The sequence below is a fragment of the Stenotrophomonas sp. DR822 genome, assembly GCF_019793815.1.
In the GTDB taxonomy this organism is placed as follows: domain Bacteria; phylum Pseudomonadota; class Gammaproteobacteria; order Xanthomonadales; family Xanthomonadaceae; genus Stenotrophomonas; species Stenotrophomonas indicatrix.
In genome coordinates, this window is record NZ_CP081826.1 from 1055285 (window position 1) to 1078496 (window position 23212).

The 23212-nt window shown below is 66.5% G+C and carries 20 protein-coding genes and 1 tRNA gene; 2 read left to right on the forward strand and 19 right to left on the reverse strand.

What is annotated here, in order from left to right; all coding sequences use genetic code 11:
* Positions 1-37: 37 nt before the first annotated feature.
* From K5K93_RS04815 to rlmE, 17 genes are all read right to left on the reverse strand, one after another.
* A complete protein-coding gene (locus K5K93_RS04815) occupies positions 38-520 on the reverse strand; it encodes a LuxR family transcriptional regulator (RefSeq protein WP_222389985.1) in 483 nt (160 codons plus the stop codon).
* Between the two features lie 170 nt (positions 521-690).
* Entirely contained in the window at positions 691-5421 is a 4731-nt protein-coding gene (locus tag K5K93_RS04820; RefSeq protein ID WP_222389986.1) for an ATP-dependent helicase, read from the reverse strand.
* A 287-nt stretch (positions 5422-5708) separates the two neighbouring features.
* Positions 5709-5801, reverse strand: a tRNA-Ser gene (locus K5K93_RS04825).
* Between the two features lie 78 nt (positions 5802-5879).
* Positions 5880-6083, reverse strand: a complete 204-nt coding sequence (gene csrA / locus K5K93_RS04830; RefSeq protein WP_025878924.1) for a carbon storage regulator CsrA — start codon at positions 6081-6083, stop codon at positions 5880-5882.
* 148 nt (positions 6084-6231) lie between these two features.
* Positions 6232-8880: an alanine--tRNA ligase gene (alaS, locus tag K5K93_RS04835; RefSeq protein WP_222389987.1), complete on the reverse strand. Its 2649-nt coding sequence runs from the start codon at positions 8878-8880 to the stop codon at positions 6232-6234.
* A gap of 105 nt (positions 8881-8985) precedes the next feature.
* The gene (gene recX / locus K5K93_RS04840; RefSeq protein WP_222389988.1) at positions 8986-9477 is read right to left on the reverse strand and encodes a recombination regulator RecX; all 492 of its coding nucleotides are present in this window, start codon (positions 9475-9477) and stop codon (positions 8986-8988) included.
* Positions 9478-9587: 110 nt separating this feature from the next.
* On the reverse strand, positions 9588-10625 hold the full coding sequence (gene recA, locus K5K93_RS04845) for a recombinase RecA (protein ID WP_025878921.1): 1038 nt from the start codon (positions 10623-10625) through the stop codon (positions 9588-9590).
* Positions 10626-10826: 201 nt separating this feature from the next.
* Positions 10827-11462, reverse strand: a complete 636-nt coding sequence (gene lexA / locus K5K93_RS04850; protein ID WP_025878920.1) for a transcriptional repressor LexA — start codon at positions 11460-11462, stop codon at positions 10827-10829.
* 155 nt (positions 11463-11617) lie between these two features.
* Positions 11618-13300, reverse strand: a complete 1683-nt coding sequence (gene ubiB / locus K5K93_RS04855) for a 2-polyprenylphenol 6-hydroxylase (protein ID WP_088101363.1) — start codon at positions 13298-13300, stop codon at positions 11618-11620.
* A 35-nt stretch (positions 13301-13335) separates the two neighbouring features.
* The gene (locus K5K93_RS04860; RefSeq protein ID WP_093820053.1) at positions 13336-13830 is read right to left on the reverse strand and encodes a CinA family protein; all 495 of its coding nucleotides are present in this window, start codon (positions 13828-13830) and stop codon (positions 13336-13338) included.
* Positions 13831-13926: 96 nt separating this feature from the next.
* Complete coding sequence (gene hflX, locus K5K93_RS04865) at positions 13927-15237, reverse strand: ribosome rescue GTPase HflX (protein WP_093820055.1); 1311 nt, start codon at positions 15235-15237, stop codon at positions 13927-13929.
* 14 nt (positions 15238-15251) lie between these two features.
* Entirely contained in the window at positions 15252-15527 is a 276-nt protein-coding gene (gene hfq, locus K5K93_RS04870) for an RNA chaperone Hfq (protein ID WP_025878916.1), read from the reverse strand.
* 95 nt (positions 15528-15622) lie between these two features.
* A complete protein-coding gene (gene miaA / locus K5K93_RS04875) occupies positions 15623-16576 on the reverse strand; it encodes a tRNA (adenosine(37)-N6)-dimethylallyltransferase MiaA (RefSeq protein ID WP_222389989.1) in 954 nt (317 codons plus the stop codon).
* The gene (gene folP / locus K5K93_RS04880) at positions 16576-17472 is read right to left on the reverse strand and encodes a dihydropteroate synthase (RefSeq protein ID WP_222389991.1); all 897 of its coding nucleotides are present in this window, start codon (positions 17470-17472) and stop codon (positions 16576-16578) included. The genes miaA and folP overlap by 1 nt, the downstream gene beginning before the upstream one ends.
* A gap of 338 nt (positions 17473-17810) precedes the next feature.
* The gene (locus K5K93_RS04885; protein ID WP_025878913.1) at positions 17811-17999 is read right to left on the reverse strand and encodes a hypothetical protein; all 189 of its coding nucleotides are present in this window, start codon (positions 17997-17999) and stop codon (positions 17811-17813) included.
* A gap of 99 nt (positions 18000-18098) precedes the next feature.
* On the reverse strand, positions 18099-20036 hold the full coding sequence (gene ftsH / locus K5K93_RS04890) for an ATP-dependent zinc metalloprotease FtsH (RefSeq protein WP_222389992.1): 1938 nt from the start codon (positions 20034-20036) through the stop codon (positions 18099-18101).
* A 66-nt stretch (positions 20037-20102) separates the two neighbouring features.
* Positions 20103-20735, reverse strand: coding sequence for a 23S rRNA (uridine(2552)-2'-O)-methyltransferase RlmE (rlmE, locus tag K5K93_RS04895; protein WP_008265654.1), 633 nt, complete (start codon positions 20733-20735; stop codon positions 20103-20105).
* A 64-nt stretch (positions 20736-20799) separates the two neighbouring features.
* Between rlmE and yhbY the strand changes: the two genes are divergently transcribed.
* Together yhbY and K5K93_RS04905 are read left to right on the forward strand one after the other, a co-directional pair.
* Positions 20800-21105, forward strand: coding sequence for a ribosome assembly RNA-binding protein YhbY (yhbY, locus tag K5K93_RS04900; RefSeq protein ID WP_025878910.1), 306 nt, complete (start codon positions 20800-20802; stop codon positions 21103-21105).
* Between the two features lie 12 nt (positions 21106-21117).
* Entirely contained in the window at positions 21118-21492 is a 375-nt protein-coding gene (locus tag K5K93_RS04905; protein WP_208082923.1) for an Mth938-like domain-containing protein, read from the forward strand.
* A gap of 315 nt (positions 21493-21807) precedes the next feature.
* Here K5K93_RS04905 and K5K93_RS04910 read toward each other — a convergent pair whose 3' ends face one another.
* Together K5K93_RS04910 and K5K93_RS04915 are read right to left on the reverse strand one after the other, a co-directional pair.
* A complete protein-coding gene (locus K5K93_RS04910) occupies positions 21808-22593 on the reverse strand; it encodes a peptidoglycan DD-metalloendopeptidase family protein (protein WP_093820063.1) in 786 nt (261 codons plus the stop codon).
* The gene (locus tag K5K93_RS04915; RefSeq protein WP_025878907.1) at positions 22590-23204 is read right to left on the reverse strand and encodes a DedA family protein; all 615 of its coding nucleotides are present in this window, start codon (positions 23202-23204) and stop codon (positions 22590-22592) included. Before K5K93_RS04915 ends, K5K93_RS04910 begins: the two co-directional genes overlap by 4 nt.
* Between the last annotated feature and the right edge of the window lie 8 nt (positions 23205-23212).

Genomic DNA, 23212 nt, shown 5'->3' on the forward strand with positions numbered 1-23212 from the left:
CAGAGCAAGCTTCTGTGGGTGCCGTTGCATCACATCACTACGGCAACCGCTTGAACAGGTTGGTCTGCAGGATCGGCGTGCCGTCATGGCCGAAGAAGGCCTTTGTCTCGGTCATCGTTGAACGATCGGCGGCCACCGTGTACACGCGGGTGGACGCCGGCGCGCCATGATCGACCAGCTGCATCACCAGCGTATTCGGCGCCGGCAGTTTCAGCGTTGCCTGGTTGGCGCCGTAGCTGCCGGTCAACGCCGCGGGCGTGCCATCCAGTGCCAGCGTACCGTCGGATTTCATGGTCTTGCCGTCATGCAGGACGATGTCCACATGCGAGCTCCACCTGCCCGCACCGGCATCCTTGAATTCCAGCACGACCTGTTGCGGCCGCTGCGCCTCAGGAAGAGCGGAGGTGGCGATCTCCAGCGACCAGCGGCCGAGCAGGGGCGAACGCATAGCGTCGGCCGCCTGCGCCGTCGATGCCTGCTGCGGAAGAAGGGCCAGCAGCACAGCAGAAAACAGCTTCATGTGAGTCTCCTGTCGAGTGAAGAACCGTCTGCGCAACGTGCACGATGGCCGCACCACCCGGACTCTTCAGCCACCGGGGCAGGCGCGTAACGAACTGCATCACAGTGCGGCAGTCCGATCCGGGGCCAGGCCCCACGGGGTGAGCATTCATCGAGGTGATTCCGCCGCGCTCAGCCGTTCCATCCCAGCCCGCGCGGCTCGTTGCTGAAGCCTGCGGCCCGCAGCGCGTCCACCAGCGCGCCGCGATGCACCGGCACATCATTGATCCGTTCCAGGATGAAGGACAGGCGCCGCCCCCGGCGCAATGCCACCGCCAGGGCCTGTGCAGCGGCAACCAGAGTATTGGCCGCATCCTCTGCCCCGCCCTCGATCCAGCTGGACAGTTGCCGCCCGCCCTGCGCCAGGTACAGCAGCAACCGGCCGTTGCCGATCACCACCATCGCGCCGGAACGCCGCAGCGGACGTGCACCGGCCACCGGCTGCGGCCACGGCAGCAGGCTGCCGAAGGGATTGGCCGGATCCAGCGCTGACAGCGCGACAACCGACAGCTCACGCGGCACACGCTCGGACAGCTCGCGCAGATGGTCGATGGTGCCGCGCTCTGCAAACTGTGCTCCGCCCAGCCCCGCCACGAAGCGGCCGCGCAGGACCTGCCCGGCATCTTCCATGCCTCGATAGACAGGCTGCAGTGCAGGGAACCCACCGGTTACCGCTTCGGTCATTGCCGCCGCCCGGGTCACCACCCGGTAGCGATCAAGCAGGCCTTCGCCCAGCGCCAGCGCCCGCACGGTGTCGTTGCTGCGCTCGCGGGGCAGCAACGACCATCGCCCCGCCAGGGTCGGCCCGCTGGCAATGGCCGGGTCCAGCGCCGTGGCCCGCGCGTCCAGCATCGGCATGAAGCGGAAACCCCGCGTGCGCCGCGAGGCCGACGCAACGCGCGCCCGCTGCTGGCGCACGCCGGCCAGGGCCCGCAACGGCGACCACAGGTCGCTGCTCACTTCGCCCCTCCAGGCCAGCTGCCACAGCGCCAGCTGGAAGTCCTCGGCCGCCGCCGCACTGCCGGCCAGGCGCGACTGCACCTGCGTGGCCAGCTGCCGCGCGAAGTAGGCGCCGCCATCGGCCAGGACCTGCACGATGGCGTCCTGCATCGGTGTACGCAGCGCCGGATCCGCTTCCGGCAGCAGCGGCAACGTTTCGGCGGCATGTTCCTGCAGGTGCAGCGACACCAGGCCGTCGTCGTCACCCAGCCGCCCGTGCCCGGCCCACAGCACCATGCCGGTCGCCAGCAGCTCATCAAGCAGGGCCGGTGCGTAGTCGCGTACCCGGGCCGGCAGGACCTGGTGTTCCCAGACCGAAACCGGCAGCGGCAACCCCGCCAGCTGCTCGACCACACGGGCAACGCCGTCGCTGCCCTCAAGCATGGCCGCAACGGCACCATTGCGGGCACGCCCGGCGCCGCCCTCCAGCAATACCCCCTGCCCCTCCAGCAGCAGGCGCACATAGGCTGCCGGTGGCACCGGCCGGGTGGCTTCACGTGCGGCCTGCAGCGACCGCAGGCGCAGACGCTGCAATACATCTTCGCTGACCCATTCGTGCACTACGTCCGGCGACGGATGCACCCCCTCATTTTCCTGCTGTCGCCGCGCTGCGCCGAAATTGCCACGCAGCACCCGCCCCTGCTCCTGCAGCCTTTCCAGCGCGCCGTCGACCACCGCCACACCCAGCCCGAACCGCTTGGCCAGCGCGCTGCTGGTGAAAGGCGCATGCGTACGTGCGTGGCGGGCCAGCAGATCGCCGAGGGGATCGGGCATGCCTGCAAGAAACACCTCGGGCAGGCCGCCCGGCAGCGCCGTACCCAACGCATCGCGCACACGTGCGGCGTCCTCCACGGCGACCCACTGCGTGCGGCCGGCAATTGAAGCCGGGATGGCGCGCTGCTGCGCCTGCAGCGCTGCCAGGTGCACTTCCACGCATTCCGGATCGGACAGGCGCAGCGCCAGGTCCGATGCAGCCAACGGTCCCAGCTCGCGCAGCAGGTCGGACACGCCTTCCATGCCATGGGCCCTGCGCGCAGGTTCCAGCCGCTGCAGTTCACGTTCAACCTGATCGACCACCCCCGCATCCAGCAGTTCGCCCAGATCTACCTGGCCCAGCAGCTCGGCAAGCAGGCCACTGTCCAGTGACAGCACCGAAGCACGGCGCTCGGCCAGCGGTACGTCCGCCTCGTACATGAACTCGGCGACATAGCCGAACAGCAGATTGGCCGCGAACGGCGAAGGCACCTCGGTCGCGACGTCCAGCAACTGCACCTGGCCGCGTTGAACGCGTTGCATCAGTGCGTCCAGCGCATCCAGGTCGTAGACATCCTGCAGGCACTCGCGGGCGGTCTCGATCAGGATCGGGAACTCCGCATGGGCCTGCGCGATCTCCAGCAACTGGCCGGCGCGCAGGCGCTGCTGCCACAGCGGCGATCGACGCCCCGGCGTGCGACGCGGCAACAGCAGTGCGCGCGAGGCACACTCGCGGAAGCGCGCCGCGAACAGTGCCGAATGACCGACCGCCGCGGTGATCGTACGGCGCAACCGCTCCGGTTCGAACACGAACATGTCCGCCCCCGGAACGCGCCCGGTACTGTCGGGAATCCGCGCGATGATGCCATCGTCGCTGGCGACCACGGCCGGGTCGATGCCCCAGCGCTCGCGCAATCGTGCTGCCACCGCCAATGCCCACGGATCATGCACGCGGCGGCCATACGGCGAATGCAGCATCACCCGCCAGTCGCCCAGCTCGTCGCGGCAACGTTCCACCACCAGGCGCAGATCGGTGGGCAGCACGCCCGTGGCCTGCCGCTGCTCGGCGACCAGGCCGAGCATGTTGCTGATCGCGTTGGCGTCCAGGCCACTGGCCTGCAGGCGTGCGTGCAGCGCCGTCGCAGGGGTGTCACTGCTATCGATGTGCGCCTCCAACGCGGCAAGAAACGCGCCGATGGCCTGTCCCAGTTCGGCAGGGCGGCCCACACCTTCGCCACGCCAGAACGGCAGGCGCGCCGAACGTCCGGGCGCGGGCGTCACCACCACCTGATCGTGGGTGATCTGGTCGATCCGCCATGAGGTCGCGCCCAGCGTGATCACATCATTCACCCGCGACTCGTGGACCATCTCCTCGTCCAGCTCACCGACGCGACGCGATCCGGCCCGCTCTTCTCCTTCAGGCAGCACCACGCTGTACATGCCACGGTCGGGAATGGTGCCGCCGCTGGTAACCGCCAGTTGCTTCGCACCAGGGCGAGCGCTGAGCTCACCACTCTGCCGGTTCCATACCAGCCGCGGCCGGAAGCCGGCGAAATCCTCGGACGGGTAGCGGCCGGAAAGCATGTCCAGCACGGCGTCGAAAGCACTGCGCGGGAGTGAGCGGTACGGCGCGGCACGGCGTACCCGCGCATACCAGGCATCGGCCTGCCACGGCTCCATCGCCACCGCCGCCACCGTCTGCTGGGCCAGCACATCAAGCGGGTTGCGCGGCGGAGCGATGGCCTCGATGCGTCCGGCCAGCATGCTGTCCACCACCACAGCGGCATCGATCAGGTCGCGCCGCGTACGCGGATACACCAGACCGCGGGACATGCCGCCCACCTGGTGGCCGGCGCGACCAACGCGCTGCAGGGCGCTGGCCACCGACGGCGGCGCGGCCACCTGTATCACCAGGTCAACCAGCCCCATGTCGATCCCCAGCTCCAGGCTGGACGTGGCCACCACGCAGCGCAGTGCACCCGATTTCAGCGCCTGCTCGATCTCGCCGCGCTGCTCCTTGGAGACCGACCCGTGATGCGCGCGTGCAATCAGTGCCGGCGCAGCGGAGACCCGGTTGACCGTACTGCCGGTGAAAGAGCCATAGGCCAACCCGCTACCCGAATCGCCACGGATTGCGCCGTCTTCGCCACTGCGTCCGGCGTGCAGCTCGTTCAGGCGTGCGGTCAGCTTTTCGGCTACGCCACGCGAATTGGCAAAGACAATCGTCGAGCGATGGCGCAGCACGTTGTCGAGAATGCTTGCCTCCACGTGCGGCCAGATCGAGCCGATCCGCGCGCCGCCGTCGCGCTCCCCGGGCGTGCCCTGCGTAGTCAGGCTGGACATGTCTTCCACCGGCACCACGATGCGCATCTGCAGCTGCCGCGCCGAGCCGGGTTGGACCACGCTCACCGGGCGGTCGCCGCCCAGGAACGCCGCCACCTCGTCGACCGGCCGCACCGTGGCCGACAGGCCGATGCGCTGCGCCGGTTCGTGCAGCAGCGCATCCAGCCGTTCCAGGCTCAGCGCCAGATGCGAACCGCGTTTGCCACCGGCCACTGCATGGATTTCATCGAGGATGACGGTCTGCACATCGCGCAGGATCTCGCGTGCCTGCGAGGTCAGCATCAGGTACAGCGACTCGGGCGTAGTGATCAGGATGTCCGGCGGCCGCCGCACCAGCCCTGCACGTTCACTGCTGGAGGTATCGCCGGTACGCAATGCGACGGTCAGCTGCACCGCCGGCTCGCCGCGTCGGGCGCGCTCGTCGGTGATGCCCTGCAGCGGCACCTGCAGGTTGCGCTGCACGTCGCTGCCCAGCGCCTTGATCGGCGACAGGTAAAGCACGCGGGTGCGCCGCACCGGCTTGGCCGACGGCGCTGCACGCGCTTGCCGATCACGCTCGCCGAACAGCTGGTCGATGGCATGCAGGAATGCGGCAAGCGTCTTGCCCGATCCGGTTGGCGCGATGACCAGGGTATGTTGGCCAGCACCGATCGACGACCAGGACTGATCCTGCACCGGCGTGGAGGCGTCGAACGCGGCACGGAACCAGGCCTGCGTCGCGGGATGGAAGCGATGCAGCGGGTCCTGCAGGGAATCAGGCGGCGTCATGGTGCATCGATCATACCCAGCTGCGCCCGTTGGCCGGACCTTCGCAGGCGCTGGTTGCATCAGGCAGCTGATCCGGGGTCGACGACAAAGGCCCCGAGCGTAGCCATCCTGCCGTCACCGAAACACCAGACGTCGCTGCAGGAAGGTGGCCTTCTTCGCACTGGTCATCGACGTGCTCCGCTCGGCGGTCATGGTGCGAACCTGGCACCGCGATCGTGGGCCGCAGGCCAACGCGACGCACAAAGAAAACGCCCGCAGATCCTGGATCTGCGGGCGCTCTTTGCATCTGGCGGAGTGAGAGGGATTCGAACCCTCGATAGAGCTTTTGACCCTATACTCCCTTAGCAGGGGAGCCCCTTCAGCCGCTCGGGCATCACTCCGGGGTTTTCTCCGCGTCTGGTGCGTTGCACCTCAGCGGGGCGTGAATCATAACGTTAATCACGCGCGAAGGTAAAGCCTTATTCCGCAGAATTTTCACCACCGGTGCTGCCGGCTTCGTCACCACGCTGGATGCGCTGGTAGATCTCTTCGCGATGCACGGCGACGTCCTTCGGCGCAGTGATGCCGATACGCACCTGGTTACCCTTGACGCCAAGCACGGTGACGCTCACCGAGTCACCGATCATCAGGGTTTCGCCGACGCGGCGAGTCAGGATCAACATTTTTTTAAGTCTCCATGGAACCGTGTGGAAGGGTATCCCCCACCGGCTTGACGCTCCGTCAAGAAGCGCGCCCACGACAAAGGGAAAAGATTCGCAATGGTACCGTCAGCCGTCCCGCTCCTACAAGGAGGGGGACGGCAGGGGTTCATCACAGGCGGGGGCTGACCCATTCGACGACCGCAGCCAGCGCGGTAGCAAGGGCGGGCCCGTCCTCGCCACCACCCTGGGCGAGGTCCGGGCGTCCGCCGCCCTTGCCCCCGATCTGACCGGCGATATGGGACAACAGTTCCCCGGCCTTGACCTTGCCCATTGCACTGCCGTTCACGCCCGCGACCAGGGCCGCCTTGCCGTCCTGGGCACCGGCCAGCACGATCACCGCATCGCCCAGCTGCTGCTTCAGGCGGTCCATGGCATCGCGCAGGGCCTTGGCGTCGAAGCCTTCCAGGCGGACAGCCAGAACCTTCACACCGGCGACCTCGACGGCCTGGCCGGACAGGTCGGCGGTGGCGCCGGCGGCGACCTTGGCCTTCACGGCCTCCAGCTCGCGCTCCAGCTGCTTCTGGCGCAGGCCCAACGCACGGATCTTCTCGACCACGTCGGCAGCACTGCCACCCAGCAGCTCGGCGGCCTCGGCCAGGCGGGCCTCCTCGGCATCCACGTAGTCCAGCGCGCCCTGGCCGGTGACGGCCTCGATACGACGCACACCGGCAGAGACACCGCCTTCGGAGGTGATCTTGAACAGACCGATGTCACCGGTCCGGTTGACGTGGGTGCCACCACACAGCTCGGTGGAGTAGTCGCCCATCTTCAGCACGCGCACGTTCTCGCCGTACTTTTCGCCGAACAGGGCCATCGCGCCGAAGTCGAGCGCTTCCTGCATGCCCATGTTGTGCACTTCGGCGGCGTTGTTGGCGCGCACCTGCTGGTTGACCTTGCGCTCGATGATCGCCAGTTCCTCGGCGCTGATCGGCTGGAAATGCGAGAAATCGAAGCGCAGGCGGTCCGGCGCCACCAGCGAGCCCTTCTGCTGCACGTGGGTGCCCAGCACTTCGCGCAGGGCAGCATGCAGCAGGTGGGTCGCCGAGTGGTTGAGGATGGTGGCGCCACGGCGCTCGCCATCGACCTGGCCGGACAGCACGTCACCGATCTTCAGGCTGCCCTGGGTGAGCTTGCCGACGTGGCCATGGAACTGGCCCGCGAACTTCTGGGTATCGCTCACCTGCAGCTGTACGCCGGCAGCGGACAAGGTGCCGGTGTCGCCGACCTGGCCACCGGACTCGGCGTAGAACGGGGTCTGGTTGGTCAGCACGATGACCTCGTCACCGGCCTGGGCAGCGTCCACCGGGCGACCATCCTTGAGGATCGCCACCACGCCGAGGCCGTCGGCCTGCAGGCGGTCATAGCCCAGGAAGACAGTCGGCTTGAGCGTGGCGACCAGATCGGCCGACAGCGTCACGCCACCGCCGAACTTGCCGGCGGCACGCGCGGTCTCGCGCTGCGTCTCCATCGCGGCATTGAAGCCGTCGATGTCCACGGTCAGGTCACGCTCGCGGGCGATGTCCTGGGTCAGGTCGAGCGGGAAGCCGTAGGTGTCGTACAGGCGGAACGCGTCCACGCCCGGGATCACGCCATTGCTGACCTTGGCCGCAACGTCGTCGAAGATCTTCATGCCCGAGTCCAGCGTCTCGGCGAAACGCTCTTCTTCTGCCTGCAGGGCACGCACCACGGTATCGGCCTGTGCCGGCAGTTCCGGGTAGGCCTCGCCCATCTGCTCGACCAGGGTCGGCACCAGCTTGCTGAAGAACGGCTGGCGCACGCCCAGCATCCAGCCGTGTCGCAGTGCGCGGCGGATGATCCGGCGCAGCACGTAGCCGCGGCCTTCGTTGGACGGCAGCACGCCATCGACGATCAGGAACGAACAGGCGCGGATGTGGTCGGCGATCACGCGCAACGACTTGTTTTCCAGATCAGCGGTGCCGGTCAGCTCCGATGCCTTGCGGATCAGCGCCTGGAACAGGTCGATTTCGTAGTTGGTATGCACGTGCTGCAGGATCGCAGCCAGGCGTTCCAGGCCCATGCCGGTGTCCACGCACGGCGCCGGCAACGGCATCAGCGTGCCGTCCTGCTGGCGATCGAACTGCATGAAGACCAGGTTCCAGATCTCGATGAAACGGTCACCGTCCTCGTCCGGCGAGCCCGGCGGGCCACCGGCGATATGGTCACCGTGATCGTAGAAGATCTCGGTGCACGGACCGCAGGGACCGGTATCGGCCATCTGCCAGAAGTTGTCCGAGGCGAACGGCGCGCCCTTGTTGTCGCCAATGCGGACGATCCGGTCTTCCGGAATGCCGATCATGTCGCGCCACAGTGCGTAGGCCTCGTCATCGGTCTGGTAGACCGTGACCAGCAGGCGCTCGGCGGGCAGCTTCCAGACCTGGGTCAGCAGCTCCCAGGCCCAGGCGATCGCATCCTTCTTGAAGTAATCGCCGAAGGACCAGTTGCCCAGCATTTCGAAGAAGGTGTGATGGCGGGCGGTGTAGCCCACCTGGTCGAGATCGTTGTGCTTGCCACCGGCACGCAGGCAGCGCTGGACGTCGGCCGCGCGCACGTAGCTGCGCTTTTCCGCGCCCAGGAACACGTCCTTGAACTGCACCATGCCGGAGTTGGTGAACAGCAGGGTCGGATCGTTGCCCGGCACCAGCGGCGCCGACGGCACGATGGTGTGGCCTTTGCCCTTGAAGAATTCAAGGAAGTCGCTGCGGATCTGGGATGTCGTGAATTTGGCGGATGCGTTCATGGGGGCTGGCAGTCTGCGGGCCGGGGCCCGTGCCGCCGGCCGCAGTGGCCAGGGTCGAACGGACCGCCGAAACCCCAAAGGGTATCAGGCCCGGCGCCATCAGTCTCAGTCGTCCGGATCGTAGCGGGTCGCGCGGCGGATGCTGTCGCCATCGAAGCCCCGGCGGGCCAGCAGATCGGCGGCCTTGCGGCGCTGCGCGAGGTCCTGCGGACCGGCCTCACCAAAGCGGCGACGGACCAGATCCCGGGCATTCTCCGTCCAGTCGCCCTCGAAGGTATCCATCGCAGCAGTGATCTGCTCGCTGTCCAGCCCGTGGGTTCCCAGCTCGGCACGTACATGGATGGGGCCATAGCCCGTATTGGCGCGCATGCGCACCAGATTCTCGGCAAACCGGTTGTCGTCCTGCCAACCGGCCTCGGTCAGCTTGTCGACCGCCGCCTGCGCAGCCTCGTCCTCGATGCCCCGGGACGTCAGCTTGCGGGTCAGCTCCTTGCGCGAGTGCTCACGACGGACCAGCAGGCCCAGGGCGCGCTGGACAGGCGTCTGTTCGCGTACGCGGCGCTTGCGGCCGGGTGCCGGGGCGTCGGAATCGTTCATTCTCGCCTTCAATCAAATGCGCCGTCCCTGGCGCGTCCCCCGTCGGGGAAACCGAATCTGCAGGACAGGGCGACGTCACTGACGGCGCCGCCCTGCCCCACAGCAAGCCTTTACTCGTCGTCGCCTTCGTCTTCGCCTTCCTCACGGACGGCTTCGGTCGGCTGGAACTTCTCGCGCAGCTCAGCCTCAAGCTTGGCGGCAACCTGCGGGTTGTCGCGCAGATAGCCACGGGCGTTGTCCTTGCCCTGGCCGATGCGCTCTTCACCGTAGCTGTACCAGGCACCGGCCTTCTCGACCAGCTTGGCTTCGACACCCATATCGATCAGCTCGCCTTCGCGGCTGATGCCTTCGCCGTACAGGATCTCGGTGATGACCTGCTTGAACGGGGGCGCCAGCTTGTTCTTGACGACCTTGATCTTGGTCTGGTTGCCGATGATCTCGTCGCCCTTCTTGATCGCGCCGATACGGCGGATGTCCAGGCGCACCGAGGCATAGAACTTCAGCGCGTTGCCGCCGGTGGTCACTTCCGGGCTCTGGCCCGGCATCATCACGCCGATCTTCATGCGCAGCTGGTTGATGAACACCACCAGGGTGTTCGAGCGCTTGATGTTGCCGGTCAGCTTGCGCAGCGCCTGGCTCATCAGACGCGCCTGCAGACCCGGCAACTGGTCGCCCATCTCACCTTCGATTTCAGCCTTGGGGGTCAACGCGGCGACCGAGTCGACCACCAGGATGTCCACCGAACCGGAGCGCACCAGCATGTCGGCGATTTCAAGCGCCTGCTCACCGGTATCCGGCTGCGAAAGCAGCAGATCGTCGACATTGACGCCCAGCTTGCCTGCGTAGATCGGGTCCAGCGCGTGCTCGGCATCGATGAAGGCGGCGGTGCCACCCAGCTTCTGGCACTCGGCGATGGCCTGCAGGGTCAGCGTGGTCTTGCCGGAGGATTCCGGACCGTAGATTTCCACCACGCGGCCCTTGGGCAGGCCACCAATGCCCAAGGCGATATCCAGCATCAGAGAACCGGTCGGGATCGCCTCGACGGGCTCGACCACGCGGTCGCCCATGCGCATCACCGAGCCCTTGCCGAACTGCTTTTCGATCTGGCCCAGAGCTGCAGCGAGGGCGCGCTTCTTGTTCTCGTCCATCGGATTGGTCCTTGCAGAGGTCACGTCGTTGGAGGTGCTGTCTTTGGAAGTCTTCTTGGCCATGGGTTCACTTTAAGGCTGGCGTATCGCACAGGCTGAGATTCTGCCCGGCGTTCGGAAAAAAATTATCGGACATCCGTACCAACCTCAGCAGAACCAGAGAATCGCCACAAAAGACCGCGGGAATTGCAGGATGAATCGTCAACGGTTCGGTCGCAGCAGCCCGCAGTACAGGCCCTCGATCGAGAAATCCTGGTCTGGAAGCACGTCAATCGGCTTGTAATCGGGATTGCGCGGCAGCAGGCGGATGCGATCCTTGGCGATCTTCAGCAGCTTGACGGTGATCTCGTCATCGATGCGGGCCACCACGATCTGTCCGGAATGGGCGTCGCGCGTGCGGTGCACACCGATCAGGTCGCCATCGAAGATGCCTTCGTCGATCATCGAATCGCCCTGCACTTTCAGCAGGTAGTCCGGTGCCGGCGAGAAGAACACCCGGTCCAGCACCACGAAATCATCCGAGCCGATGTCGGCGCCGATCGGCAGACCCGCAGCAACCCGACCCAGGATCGGCAGACGCAGGACGCTGTCGGGCAGGCCCGGCTCGGCGAGCTTCTCCACCGGCGGTGCCTGCACCAGACGGATGCCGCGGGCCTGGCCCGGCACGCGACGGATCGCCCCGGCCTGCTCCAGCGCCTCCAGGTGATACTGCGCTGCGCGTACGCCCTTGAAGCCGAAGGCACGCGCGATTTCAGTCTGCGAAGGGGGTGCGCCTTCGCTTTCGATACGCTCGGCGATCAACTGCAGGATCGCCTGCTGGGTGTCGGTCAGGTCCATGGTTAGTAGTATTACTACTAACGTCCGGGACTGCAAGTGCCGAGGGCGATTCCGGGAGGAGCGAAAGCGGCCAGGCATGGCCCGGCGCTACCGGGAATGCGGCGCGGCTGGTTGGGGGCGGCAAAGGCAGAAGCAGCCGACCCGCGGCAAGCACACTACGTGTGCTTGCCGCTTCTCCAGATCGAGAACAGGATCCACACCCCGCAGAACCCTGCGCCGATGAAGCCGCACACGCCCAGCGCCAGCAGCCAACGGCTGGAAACGCCTCCTACGCTGTGCATCACGATCGAGGAGCCGATGATCAAGGCTGCCGTGACGATCCCCATCACCAAGCGGTTCGCGGCGCGATTGACCTGGTCGCCGAAGCCCTGCAGCGCGTTGGTCTCGACCTTCAGCTGCAGGCGGCCACGGCGCGCCGCCTGGACCAGCTTGCGCAGGTCCCGCGGCAAATCACCGGCGAAGTCGATCATGCCGAGCAGGCTGCGTCGGCCACGCTTGAACAGCGCCCGCGGCGCGTAGCGCTGCAGTACCACCCGCTCCAGGAAGGGACGCGCGGCGCTGGCCATGTCGAAATCCGGGTCGAGCTGGCGACCCATGCCCTCCAGCGTCAGGAAGGCCTTGATCATCAGCGCCAGATCTGCCGGCAGGGTCAGGTTGTAGCTGCGCAGCAGCTGGGTGATGTCGCCCAGCATCAGGCCGATGCGCAGGTCCTTCAGCGGCACGCCGCGGTATTGGTCGACGAACAGGCTGATGTCGTGCTGCAACCGGTTCTCGTCCACTTCCACGCCGCCGGCCCAGTCCAGCAACACATCGGCCACGCCCTGCGGATCCTGTTCAACCAGACCATGCAGCAGCTGCGCGACCTGGAAGCGACGCACCTCCGACAACGCGCCGACCATGCCGAAATCGATCACGCCGATGCGGCCGTCACGCAGGTAGATGATGTTGCCCGGGTGCGGATCGGCATGGAAACTGCCGTCCTCCAGCACCATCTTCAATACGATGTCGGCGCCACGCCGGGCCAGTTCGCGGCGGTCGATGCCGGCCGCATCGACACCGGCCAGATCACGTCCGGCAATGCCGTCGACGAAGTCCTGGACATTCAGGCTTTCGCAGGTCCATTGCCAGTGCACCGCCGGAATCAGGATGTCGTCACGGCCCTCGAAGTTGCGCGCGATGCGCTCGGCGTTGCGGCACTCCGCGGCAAAATCCAGCTCGCGGCGCAGCGACACGGTGAACTGCTGCACCACCTCGGCGGGCCGGTAGCGGCGCAGATCCGGCAGCCGTGCCTCAACGATTTCGGCCAGCCGTGCCAGCAGGCGCAGATCGGCTTCAACCACGTCACGGATACCCGGGCGGCGCACCTTCAGCACCACTTCGCGGCCATCACGCAACCGCGCCCGATGGGCCTGGGCCAAGGAAGCGGCCGCCATCGGGGTTTCATCAAGGAAGGCAAACACCTGCGACGGCGGTGCACCGAGATCGGCCTCCAGCTGTTCGCGGATCTTCTCGTAGGGCAATGCCGGGACCGCGTTCTGCAACTCGGAGAGTTCGGCGATCCAGTCCGGCGGCAGCAGGTCGACGCGGGTGGCGAGCACCTGGCCCAGCTTCACGAACGTCGGTCCGAGATCCTGCAGGGCGCTGCGCACGCGTACCGGCGCGGTCATCCGCAGCATCTCCTGCCGCTCCTCGTTCCAGTGCAGCAGGCGGCCGGCACGTTCCAGTACCGTGGCCAGGCCGATGCGCCGCACGACGTCGCCGAAGCCGTAGCGGATCAGGACGGCGGCGATTTCCTGCAGCCGGCCAAGGTCACGGACGGTGCCCAGCGTCTCCCACATCGTTGCCTACTCCGGTTGATTGCCAGAGCAGCATGTCACAGCTGGGCGTCGATGCCGTGCAATGCCGCCGCTACGGTCTGCCGGCGGATGGCTTCACGGTCACCATCGAACTGGAACAGTTCGGCCCGGGCATAGCCGCCACGGCGCTTCCAGCCGATCCAGACACTGCCGACCGGCTTGTCCGGGCTGCCACCGCCCGGCCCTGCGATACCGGTCACCGCCACCGCGATGCCGGCACCGGAATTGACCAGCGCCCCGGAGACCATCTCCAGCACGGTTTCGCGGCTGACCGCACCGAACTGCTCCAGCGTCTGCGCGCGCACGCCGAGCAGGCGCTGCTTGGCTTCGTAGCTGTAAACCACCATGCCGCAGTCGAAGAACGCCGAGGAACCGGCTATGTCGGTCATGCACTTGGCGATCCAGCCGCCGCTGCAGCTTTCAGCAGTCACCAGCTGCAGCGAGGCCTGTTGCAGGCGCTGGCCCAGCGCAGCGGCCTGGGCATTGAGTTCGGCGTCGGTCGGGAAGGCCATCGGGGTAGCTGAAAAGTGAAGAACCTGCACGTTGTACCGCAGATGGCAGGGGGGTGTCGCGGCCACAGGACATGCCGGCCAACGGCCGGCACTACCTCACCATTCGGGCAGCTTCTCCGGCAGCAGGGCCCGGATCGGCTCGCCGTCGGCAGTGGCGGCCAGCTTCTCGGCCTCGGCGATGGGAAGATCGACCTGGAGCAGCCAGCCGTCTTCATCGGCCTGCTCGCTGCGGATTACTTCCAGTTGATGCAGGCGCGCGCGCAGGCGGCCGGCACTGGGCGGCAGGCGCAGCTCGCCGGTGACATGCTGCAGGCCCAGGCGCTTGCCGAGCACGGCCTGCAACAGCTCCATGCCCTGCCCGTCGCGTGCGGAAATCCACACCCGCTCGCGCCGCGATTCATCCGGTACGCCGTCCTGGCCATCGTGGCGCACATCGGCACCCTCGATACGGTCGATCTTGTTGAAAACCAGCAGCTGCGGCAGATCGCCGGCACCGACCGCGGTCAGCACCTCGTCGACCTGCGCGATGCGCTCCTCGCGATGCGGGTCCGCGGCATCGACGACATGCAGCAGGAAGTCCGCTTCCCTCGCTTCAGACAGGGTCGAGCGGAAGGCCGCCACCAGGTCATGCGGCAGGTCGCGTACGAAACCAACCGTATCGGCCAGCACCACGTTGCCACCGGGCACGGCGATACGGCGCACGGTTGGATCCAGGGTGGCGAACAACTGGTCGGCCGCATACGCCTCGGCGCCCGTCATCGCGTTGAACAAGGTCGATTTGCCGGCGTTGGTGTAGCCCACCAGAGCCACGCGCGGCAGTTCGCTGCGCACACGCGCACGGCGCATCTGGGTGCGCTGTACTTCGACTTTCTCCAGCCGCTTCTGCAGCTGTTCAACCCGCTTCTGCAGCAGGCGGCGATCGGTTTCCAGCTGGGTTTCACCCGGTCCGCGCAGGCCGATCGAACCGCCGCGCTGGCGCTCCAGGTGGGTCCACCCCCGCACCAGGCGGGTCGCCAGATGGCGCAGCTGGGCCAGCTCGACCTGCAGCTTGCCCTCATGGCTGTGCGCACGCTGGGCGAAGATGTCCAGGATCAGGCCGGTACGGTCGATCACCCGGCGCTCGAGGAAACGCTCCAGATTGCGTTCCTGGCCCGGGCTCAACGCGTGGTTGACCAGGATCAGGTCTGCGCCGGTGGCTTCGGCGGCGGCCTTGATCTCATCCAGCTTGCCGCTGCCGATCAGGGTCGACGGGTTGGGGCGATCCAGCCGCGCGGTGATGGTCACCGCGATGCTGGCGCCGGCCGAGCGGGCCAGATCACCGAATTCTTCCAGCACATCGTCTTCCAGCTTGCCGAAATGCGGCTGGATCAACAGGGCGTGTTCGCCCTTTTTCGAGCGGTCAAACATTCACCGCTCCAACATCATTCGTCTGCTTCATCACCCGCCTGACCATCCTCACCTGATTGCACGTACCCACCACCCGGGCCGACCTTGACGTTGCGCGCCGGCACCACGGTGGAAATGGCATGCTTGTAGACCATCTGGCTGACGGTGTTGCGCAGCAGGACCACGAACTGATCGAACGATTCGATCGTGCCCTGCAGCTTGATGCCGTTGACCAGGTACACCGAAACCGGCACGCGCTCGCGCCGCAGTGCATTCAAGAAAGGATCCTGCAGCGATTGCCCCTTGGACATTGCACACTCCTGATTATTGTTCTTATTGGTAGCCGGCGGTTGCCGCGGCCCCCGAGCCGCTTGCCGGCCCATGATGGTACACGGCCAGCGTCGGTTCAGCGTGCAACGAAGGTCGACACCGCACCTGCGAGGCGCTCCCCATCCATATGGGGGTCGAACCAGCGCGCATCAAGCTCGCCGCGCAGCCAGGTAAGCTGGCGCTTGGCCAGTTGCCGGGTGGCGAAAATGGACTTGTCCCGGAAGCGGGCCGCGTCCCCGTCCCCGTCCAGGTACTCCCAGGCCTGGCGATACCCCACCGCGCGGACGGCGGGCAGGTCCAGCGGTGCGGCCACCGCCCGCATTTCCGGCAATGCACGCAGGGCGCGCACTTCGTCGAGGAAGCCCTGGGCGAGCATGGCGTCGAAGCGGGCCTCGATGCGCTGGTGCAGGACGGCGCGGTCGCGCGGCGCCAGAATCAGCTTCAACGTGCGCACCGGCAACGGGGCCACACCGGGGCGGCGCTGCCATTCACTGATCGGCGTGCCGGTCAGCCGGTAGACCTCCAGCGCCCGCTGGATGCGTTGCGGGTCGGTGGCATGGATGCGTGCTGCGGCGGCGGGGTCAACGGCGGCCAGTTCGGCGTGCAGCGCCACCCAGCCTCGCTCGGCGGCCTCGGCACTCAGCACGGCACGCATCGCCGGGTCGGCCTCCGGCATCGGCGACAGACCCTGCAACAGCGCGCGGAAGTACAGCCCCGTGCCGCCGGCCAGGATGGGAGTCTTGCCACGGGCGACGATGTCGGCCACCACGCGGGCGGCGTCGGCAGCGAACTCGGCCGCCGAATAGGTCTGCCAGGGATCACGCAGGTCCAGCAGGTGGTGCGGTGCCTGTGCGCGCTCGGCCGCATCCGGCTTGGCCGAACCGATATCCAGGCCGCGATAGACCAGCGCCGAATCGACACTGACGATTTCACCGTCCAGCTGCTGCGCCAGCGCGATCGCGGTGGCGGTCTTGCCGCTGGCGGTCGGCCCCATCACGGCGATCGCCAGCGGCCGCTGATCCACTGCCATCAGTCTTCGTCCGGCCAGCGGAGGGTCGGCTTGGCGTCCACCCGCACGGCAGGTACCGCCTCGACCGCCTGCCAGACCTTCAATGCATCGACCGTCGCTGCCACATCGTGCACGCGCACGATACGGGCGCCGCGCTGCACGGCGATCAAGTGTGCGGCCACCGACGCAGCGACACGCTCTGCCGGCGACTGACGACCGGTCAGCTCGCCCAGGCTGCGCTTGCGCGACAGCCCGGCCAGCATCGGCACGCCCAGTTCAAGGAAACGCTCCGAGCGGGCCAGCAGCGTCATGTTGTGGGCCGTGGTCTTGCCGAAGCCGAAGCCGAGGTCGATCACCAGATTCTTCTTGGCGATGCCGGCCATCTCCGCGGCAAACAGCCGCTGCACCAGGAAGCCATGGACCTCGGCGACCACGTCGTCGTACTGCGGGTCAGTCTGCATGTGACCCGGTTCGCCCTGCATGTGCATCAGCACCACCGGCACGCCTGCATCCGCCGCCGCCTGCAGCGCACCGTCCTGGCGCAGGCCGAAGATGTCGTTGATCATCCCGGCGCCTGAGGCAACGGCGGCACGCATCACCTCCGGCTTGAAGGTATCGATGCTGATCGGCACCGCCGTGCGCGCTGCCAGCTGTTCGATGACCGGCACGACACGACGCAGTTCCTCGTCGATCGACACCGGCGCCGCGCCCGGACGGGTCGATTCGCCGCCGATGTCGAGCAGGTCGGCGCCCTCCTCCACCAGCTTCAGGCCATGCGCGACCGCCGCCTCGGTGGTGTCATGGGCGCCACCATCGGAGAACGAATCCGGGGTGACGTTGACGATACCCATGACCCGGGCACGGTCCAGACGCAGGATGCGGCCGGCGCAATCGAGCTGGGGCGAGATGTCGAACATGGTCAATCCTGCGGGCAACGGAGGTTAGTTTAAGGCGGCAGGGCTGCGCCCTGCACCCGCAGAAGCGGTAATGCCGGCCGCTCTGGCCGGCAACCTCAACAGCAAAAGCAACCGCGGCATTCTGTGGGATGGCGGGGTGGGTCCGGTTGCGGGCGGCGCTGCCCGGTGGCCAGTAGATCCACGCCATGCGTGGATGAATCTCCATCGGAATCGAATATCTCGACAATTGAACGAAGAGCATCCACGCATGGCGTGGATCTACCGTGTCGACCAAGGTCGACACCTACCAGCAGCAGCGGGAAATTGTCGAAGGCGGGGCGCAGCCCTGCCGGCAAACCTCACCGCTGCCGGCGACGCTTCCGGTCCACGTACAGCGTCTTGATGATGCTCAGCAGGATACCCACCGCAATGCCCACGCCACAGCCCAGCAGCAGATTGTCCACGGTCAGGCCGACAGCGACGCCGACTACGGTAGCGATCACCATCTCGGCGGTGTGGGAAATCGGTTCAGGCTTGGGGGCGGACATGCGGACTCCAGCGGACGGTCGGGATCGGATGGGCCGGGGGCCCGGAAACAACAAGGCCGGGTTGCCCCGGCCTCGTCTTGCGTTGCGTACGGCAGGCCGTCAGATCGATTCGGCCGGACCGGCGATCGGCGGCAACGGACGGGCATCGCCACCCTTGTCGTTGTTGCCGCCATCCTTGTTGGACTTGCCCCAGCCCATCGGCGGCGGCGGATCACGCCCTTCCATGATCGCGTCGATCTGCGGCGCATCGATGGTTTCGTACTGCAGCAGCAGCTGCGACATCGTGTGCAGCTTGTCGATGTTCTCGGTCAACAGCTCGGTGGTGCGGGCGTACGCCTTGTCGAGGATGTTGCGCACTTCCTCGTCGATGCGACGGGCAGTGTCGTTGGACACGCTCTTGTGCTGGGTGACCGAACGGCCCAGGAACACCTCATCGTCCTCTTCGCCATAGGCGATCGGGCCGAGCTGCTCGGACAGGCCCCACTTGGTGACCATGTTGCGTGCCATCTTGGTGGCACGCTCGATGTCATTGGACGCACCGGTGGTGACCTTGTCGGTACCGAAGATCAGTTCTTCCGCCACGCGGCCACCGTACAGCGAGCACAGCTGCGACTGGATCGCCACGCGGTTCATCGAGTACTTGTCGCCTTCCGGCAGGTACATGGTCACGCCCAGCGCGCGGCCGCGCGGAATGATCGTGACCTTGTAGACCGGGTCATGTTCCGGCACCAGGCGGCCGACGATGGCATGGCCGGCTTCATGGTAGGCGGTGAGGGTCTTCTCCTCCTCGCTCATGGCCATCGAGCGGCGCTCGGCACCCATCAGGATCTTGTCGCGGGCACGATCGAAGTGGTCCATGCGGACCTCCTTCTCGTTGCCACGGGCGGCGAACAGGGCGGCCTCGTTGCAGAGGTTGGCCAGGTCGGCGCCCGAGAAGCCCGGGGTACCACGCGCGATCACCATCGGCACGACATCGTCGGCCAGCGGCAGCTTGCGCATGTGCACCTTGAGGATGTGCTCGCGGCCCTTCACGTCCGGCAGACCGACCACCACCTGGCGGTCGAAGCGGCCCGGACGCAGCAGCGCCGGGTCCAGCACGTCAGGACGGTTGGTGGCGGCGATCACGATCACGCCTTCGCCGCCTTCGAAACCGTCCATCTCGACCAGCAGCTGGTTCAGGGTCTGCTCGCGCTCGTCATGACCGCCGCCCAGGCCGGCACCACGGTGGCGACCGACGGCGTCGATTTCATCGATGAAGATGATGCACGGCGCGTGCTTCTTGGCCTGCTCGAACATGTCGCGCACACGGCTGGCGCCGACGCCGACGAACATTTCCACGAAGTCCGAGCCGGAGATCGAGAAGAACGGCACCTTGGCTTCACCGGCGATGGCCTTGGCCAGCAGCGTCTTGCCGGTACCCGGAGGGCCGACCATCAGCACGCCGCGCGGGATCTTGCCGCCGAGCTTGGTGAACTTGGACGGGTCACGCAGGAAGTCGACCAGTTCGCCGACTTCTTCCTTGGCCTCGTCGCAACCGGCAACGTCGGCGAAGGTGACCTTGATCTGGTCTTCGCCCTGCAGCTTGGCGCGCGACTTGCCGAAGGACATCGCGCCCTTGGCACCGCCGCCACCGCCCTGCATCTGCCGCATGATGAACAGCCAGAAGCCGATGATCAGGATGACCGGCAGGAAATTCATCAGGATCGCGCCGAGGGAGATGCCGCTGGACGGCTCTTCCTGCACGATCTCGACATTCTTGTTGCGCAGCACGTTGATCAGGTCGCGATCGAACGGCGCGGTGATGGTGGACGACTGTCCACCACGGGTGGTGTAGGTGATCTGGCTGGTACCGCCGCGCGTATCGCCGCCGAAGGCGACCTTCTGCACGTTGCCGGTGTCCACCTGGTCCAGGAACTGCGAGTACGAAGCGCCCTGCGCCCCGGGCCCCGAGGTCTTGGGCGAGAAGCTCTGGAAGACCACCATCAGCACGACGGCGACGACCACCCATAGCAGGAGGTTCTTGGTCAAGTCGTTCATCCTCATTGGCTCCGGTGTTCCTCTTAGTGCTGGCGTTGCGTTGGGGTCGAGCTTACGGGGTCGAGCTTACTTCATGTGGGCGCGTTTTCCCTGACCCAAGGCATACACCTCGGGAGAGCGCTTGCGCGAGGCTTCCGGCTTGCGGATGGAGACCTTGTCGTACCGGCGGCGCATCTCGCGCACGTAGTCGTCAAAGCCTTCGCCCTGGAACAGCTTGATCAGGAATGCCCCACCGGTCTTGAGGTGGTTGTCGGCAAAATCCAGCGCCAGCTCCGCCAGGTGCATCATCCGCGGCTGGTCGACCGCGCCCACACCACTCTTATTGGGGGCCATGTCCGACAGCACAAGGTCCACCGGCTGATCCCCGAGCATCGCTTCAAACTGCGATAGGACGGTTTCTTCCCTGAAGTCACCGTGAAGGAACTCCACGCCGGCCAGCGGCGGCATGTCCAGGATGTCCAGGGCCAGCACACGGCCGGTATCGCCGATCTGTCTCCGCACCTGCTGAGACCAGCCACCCGGGGCCGCGCCGAGGTCGACCACCACCATGTGCGGCTTCAGCAGGCGGTCACGTTCGAGCAGTTCTTCAAGCTTGTAGGCCGCACGGGAGCGCATGCCTTCGGCCTGGGCCTTCTTCACGAAGGGATCGGAGAAGTGTTCCTTGAGCCAGCGCTGGCTGCTTTTGCTGCGGGTAGCCATTGGAAATAGGGGCTGATGGGGTCGCCATGATACCCTGATCGTCCCATTCAACCGTGTTTTCTGCATGCCCACTGCCTTGACCCCTTCCCAGACCCGTTTCCTGCGCGGCCAAGCCCACGACCTGAAGGCCCTGCTGCAGACCGGCGGCAAGGGCGTCACTCCGGCCTTCCTGACCGAGCTGAACGAAGTGCTGGAACGCCACGAACTGGTCAAGGTGAAGGTTGCCGCCGAAGACCGTGACGCCCGCGACGTGATGATCGGCGAGATCGTGCAGGCCACCGACAGTGCGCTGGTGCAGCGTATCGGCCATGTGGCCGTGCTGTATCGCCCGAGCAAGGAACACCGCCAGATCGTGCTGCCGCGCGGCTGATCGGACCCTGCCATGCAGCTGAACCACGAACTGCCCGACTACGCCTACAGCCTGCGCGCCGCTGACGGTCGCTCGGCACGGGTGAATGATCGCGTTCTGGGCAACAGCTTCTTCCTGACCCCGGACCAGCTGGTCGAACAGTGGCCGGTGACCGACGTCACGGCGCTGCAGCTGGCTGACCTGGAGCCGATCCTGGCACTGAAGCCGGCGTTGATACTGCTCGGCACCGGAGAGCGCCAGGCGTTCCCGCCGGCGGTTGTCATGGCCGCCTGCCTGTCGCGCGGCATCGGACTGGAAGTGATGAACAATCCGGCTGCCGCACGCACCTTCAACATCCTTGCCGGCGAAGGCCGCAAGGTGGCGGCCGCCTTCATCCTGGAAGGCTGAGGCCCGAGGTCGCCGGGCATGGCCCGGCGCTACCTGAAACACACGTTGCGCATATGTAAGCGTCCGAGCCCATGTTCGGGCAGTGCTGCATTGCGGCGTACAGCCGCCGGGCATGGCCCGGCGCTACCCGTATCTGCCCGCGCTAGCGCGCCGGCAGATACTGCTGCGGGTCGAAAGGCAGACGAGCACGGCGCGGCTCTACAGGCGCAAGGCAATCGCGGCATCTGTGAGCGTCCGAGCCCATGCTCGGGCAGCGCTCCATTGCGGCGTACAGCCGCCGGGCATGGCCCGGCGCTACCCGCGTATCTGCCCGCGCTAGCGCGCCGGCAGATATTGCTGCGGGTCGACCGGCTTGCCGTTGTAGCGGATCTCGAAGTGCAGCATGTCCCGGTTGGCGCCGGTTCGGCCCATCTCGGCGATCTGCTCGCCGGCCTTCACGCTCTGCCCTTCATTGACCAGGCGCTTGCGGTTGTGGCCATAGGCCGACAGCCACTGGTCGCTGTGCTTGATGATGATCAGCTCGCCATAGCCGACCAGGCCGGCACCGGAGTACACCACCACGCCATTGGCCGTGGCCTTCACCGGTGCACCGCTGGTGCCGGCGATGTCCACGCCCTGCTTGGTCGCATCCCCGGCCACGTAGCGGCCCACGACTGCGCCATCGGCCGGCCAGCGCCAGGCGATGTTGCTCTTGACCGGACCGGCCGGAACCGGCGTCGGCGCGGTACTGCCGCCAGACGTGCTGCCAGCCGGACGCGGCGCGGTGACCACGGTGGTCGGCGCACGACCGCCACCGGAACCGGCCGGATACAGGCGGATCACCTGCCCCGGGTAAATGGTCGACGGGTTGTCCAGATTGTTCCAGGCGATCAGGTCGGCCGGCGTGATGTCGTGGATGCGGGCAAGCGCATAGATGGTGTCGCCCTTGCGCACGACCACCGTCTGCCCCGGCTTGGGCACCGACGTCTTCGGCGTGCTGACGCCACTGCTGCCGCCGCCACTGGGCCGGACCACGGTGGCGGTGCCACAGGCGGCCAGGGTGGATACCAGCAACGCCAGCGCGCCGATGCGCACTCCCTTGCTCAGACGATCTGCACTCATGCGAACTTCGACCTCCATACAAGCCAGGCGATCAGCACCACCACCAACGCGGTGGCGATCCAGCCCAGCGGTTCAATCCATCGGCGCAGCGCAGCTTCCGCGCGCGCACCACCGATACGGATGACCGCAGCCAGCACGAACACGCGCTTGCCACGACCGATCAACATGCTCAACAGGTACTGCGGCATCGGCACGCCGACGATACCCGATGCCCACGTGAAGACCTTCATCGGAATCGGCATGAAGCCGCCCAGCACCAGGAAGGTGAACACCGCCCAGGGCGACTCCACCATCTTCGCCTGCACGGTAGCAATGCCCTGCTCGATCGCCGGCAGCATGCCCAGCGCCTCGAACACCGGCTTGACCGCTTCGAATGCATAGTGGCCCAGCGCGTAGCCGATCAGCGCGCCGACCATCGAGCCGGCCAGGCTGAGGGTGGCGAACCACCAGCCGCGCTTGGGCTGGGCCACGCACATCGGCGCCAGCATCACTTCCGGCATCACCGGGAAGATGATGGCTTCGAAAAAGCTCAGCACCATCAGATAAGTCGGCGCGCGCTCATGCGCAGCCCACTTCATTGCCCGCTCGTACAGCGGCCCGAAAATCTTCATGCAACCCT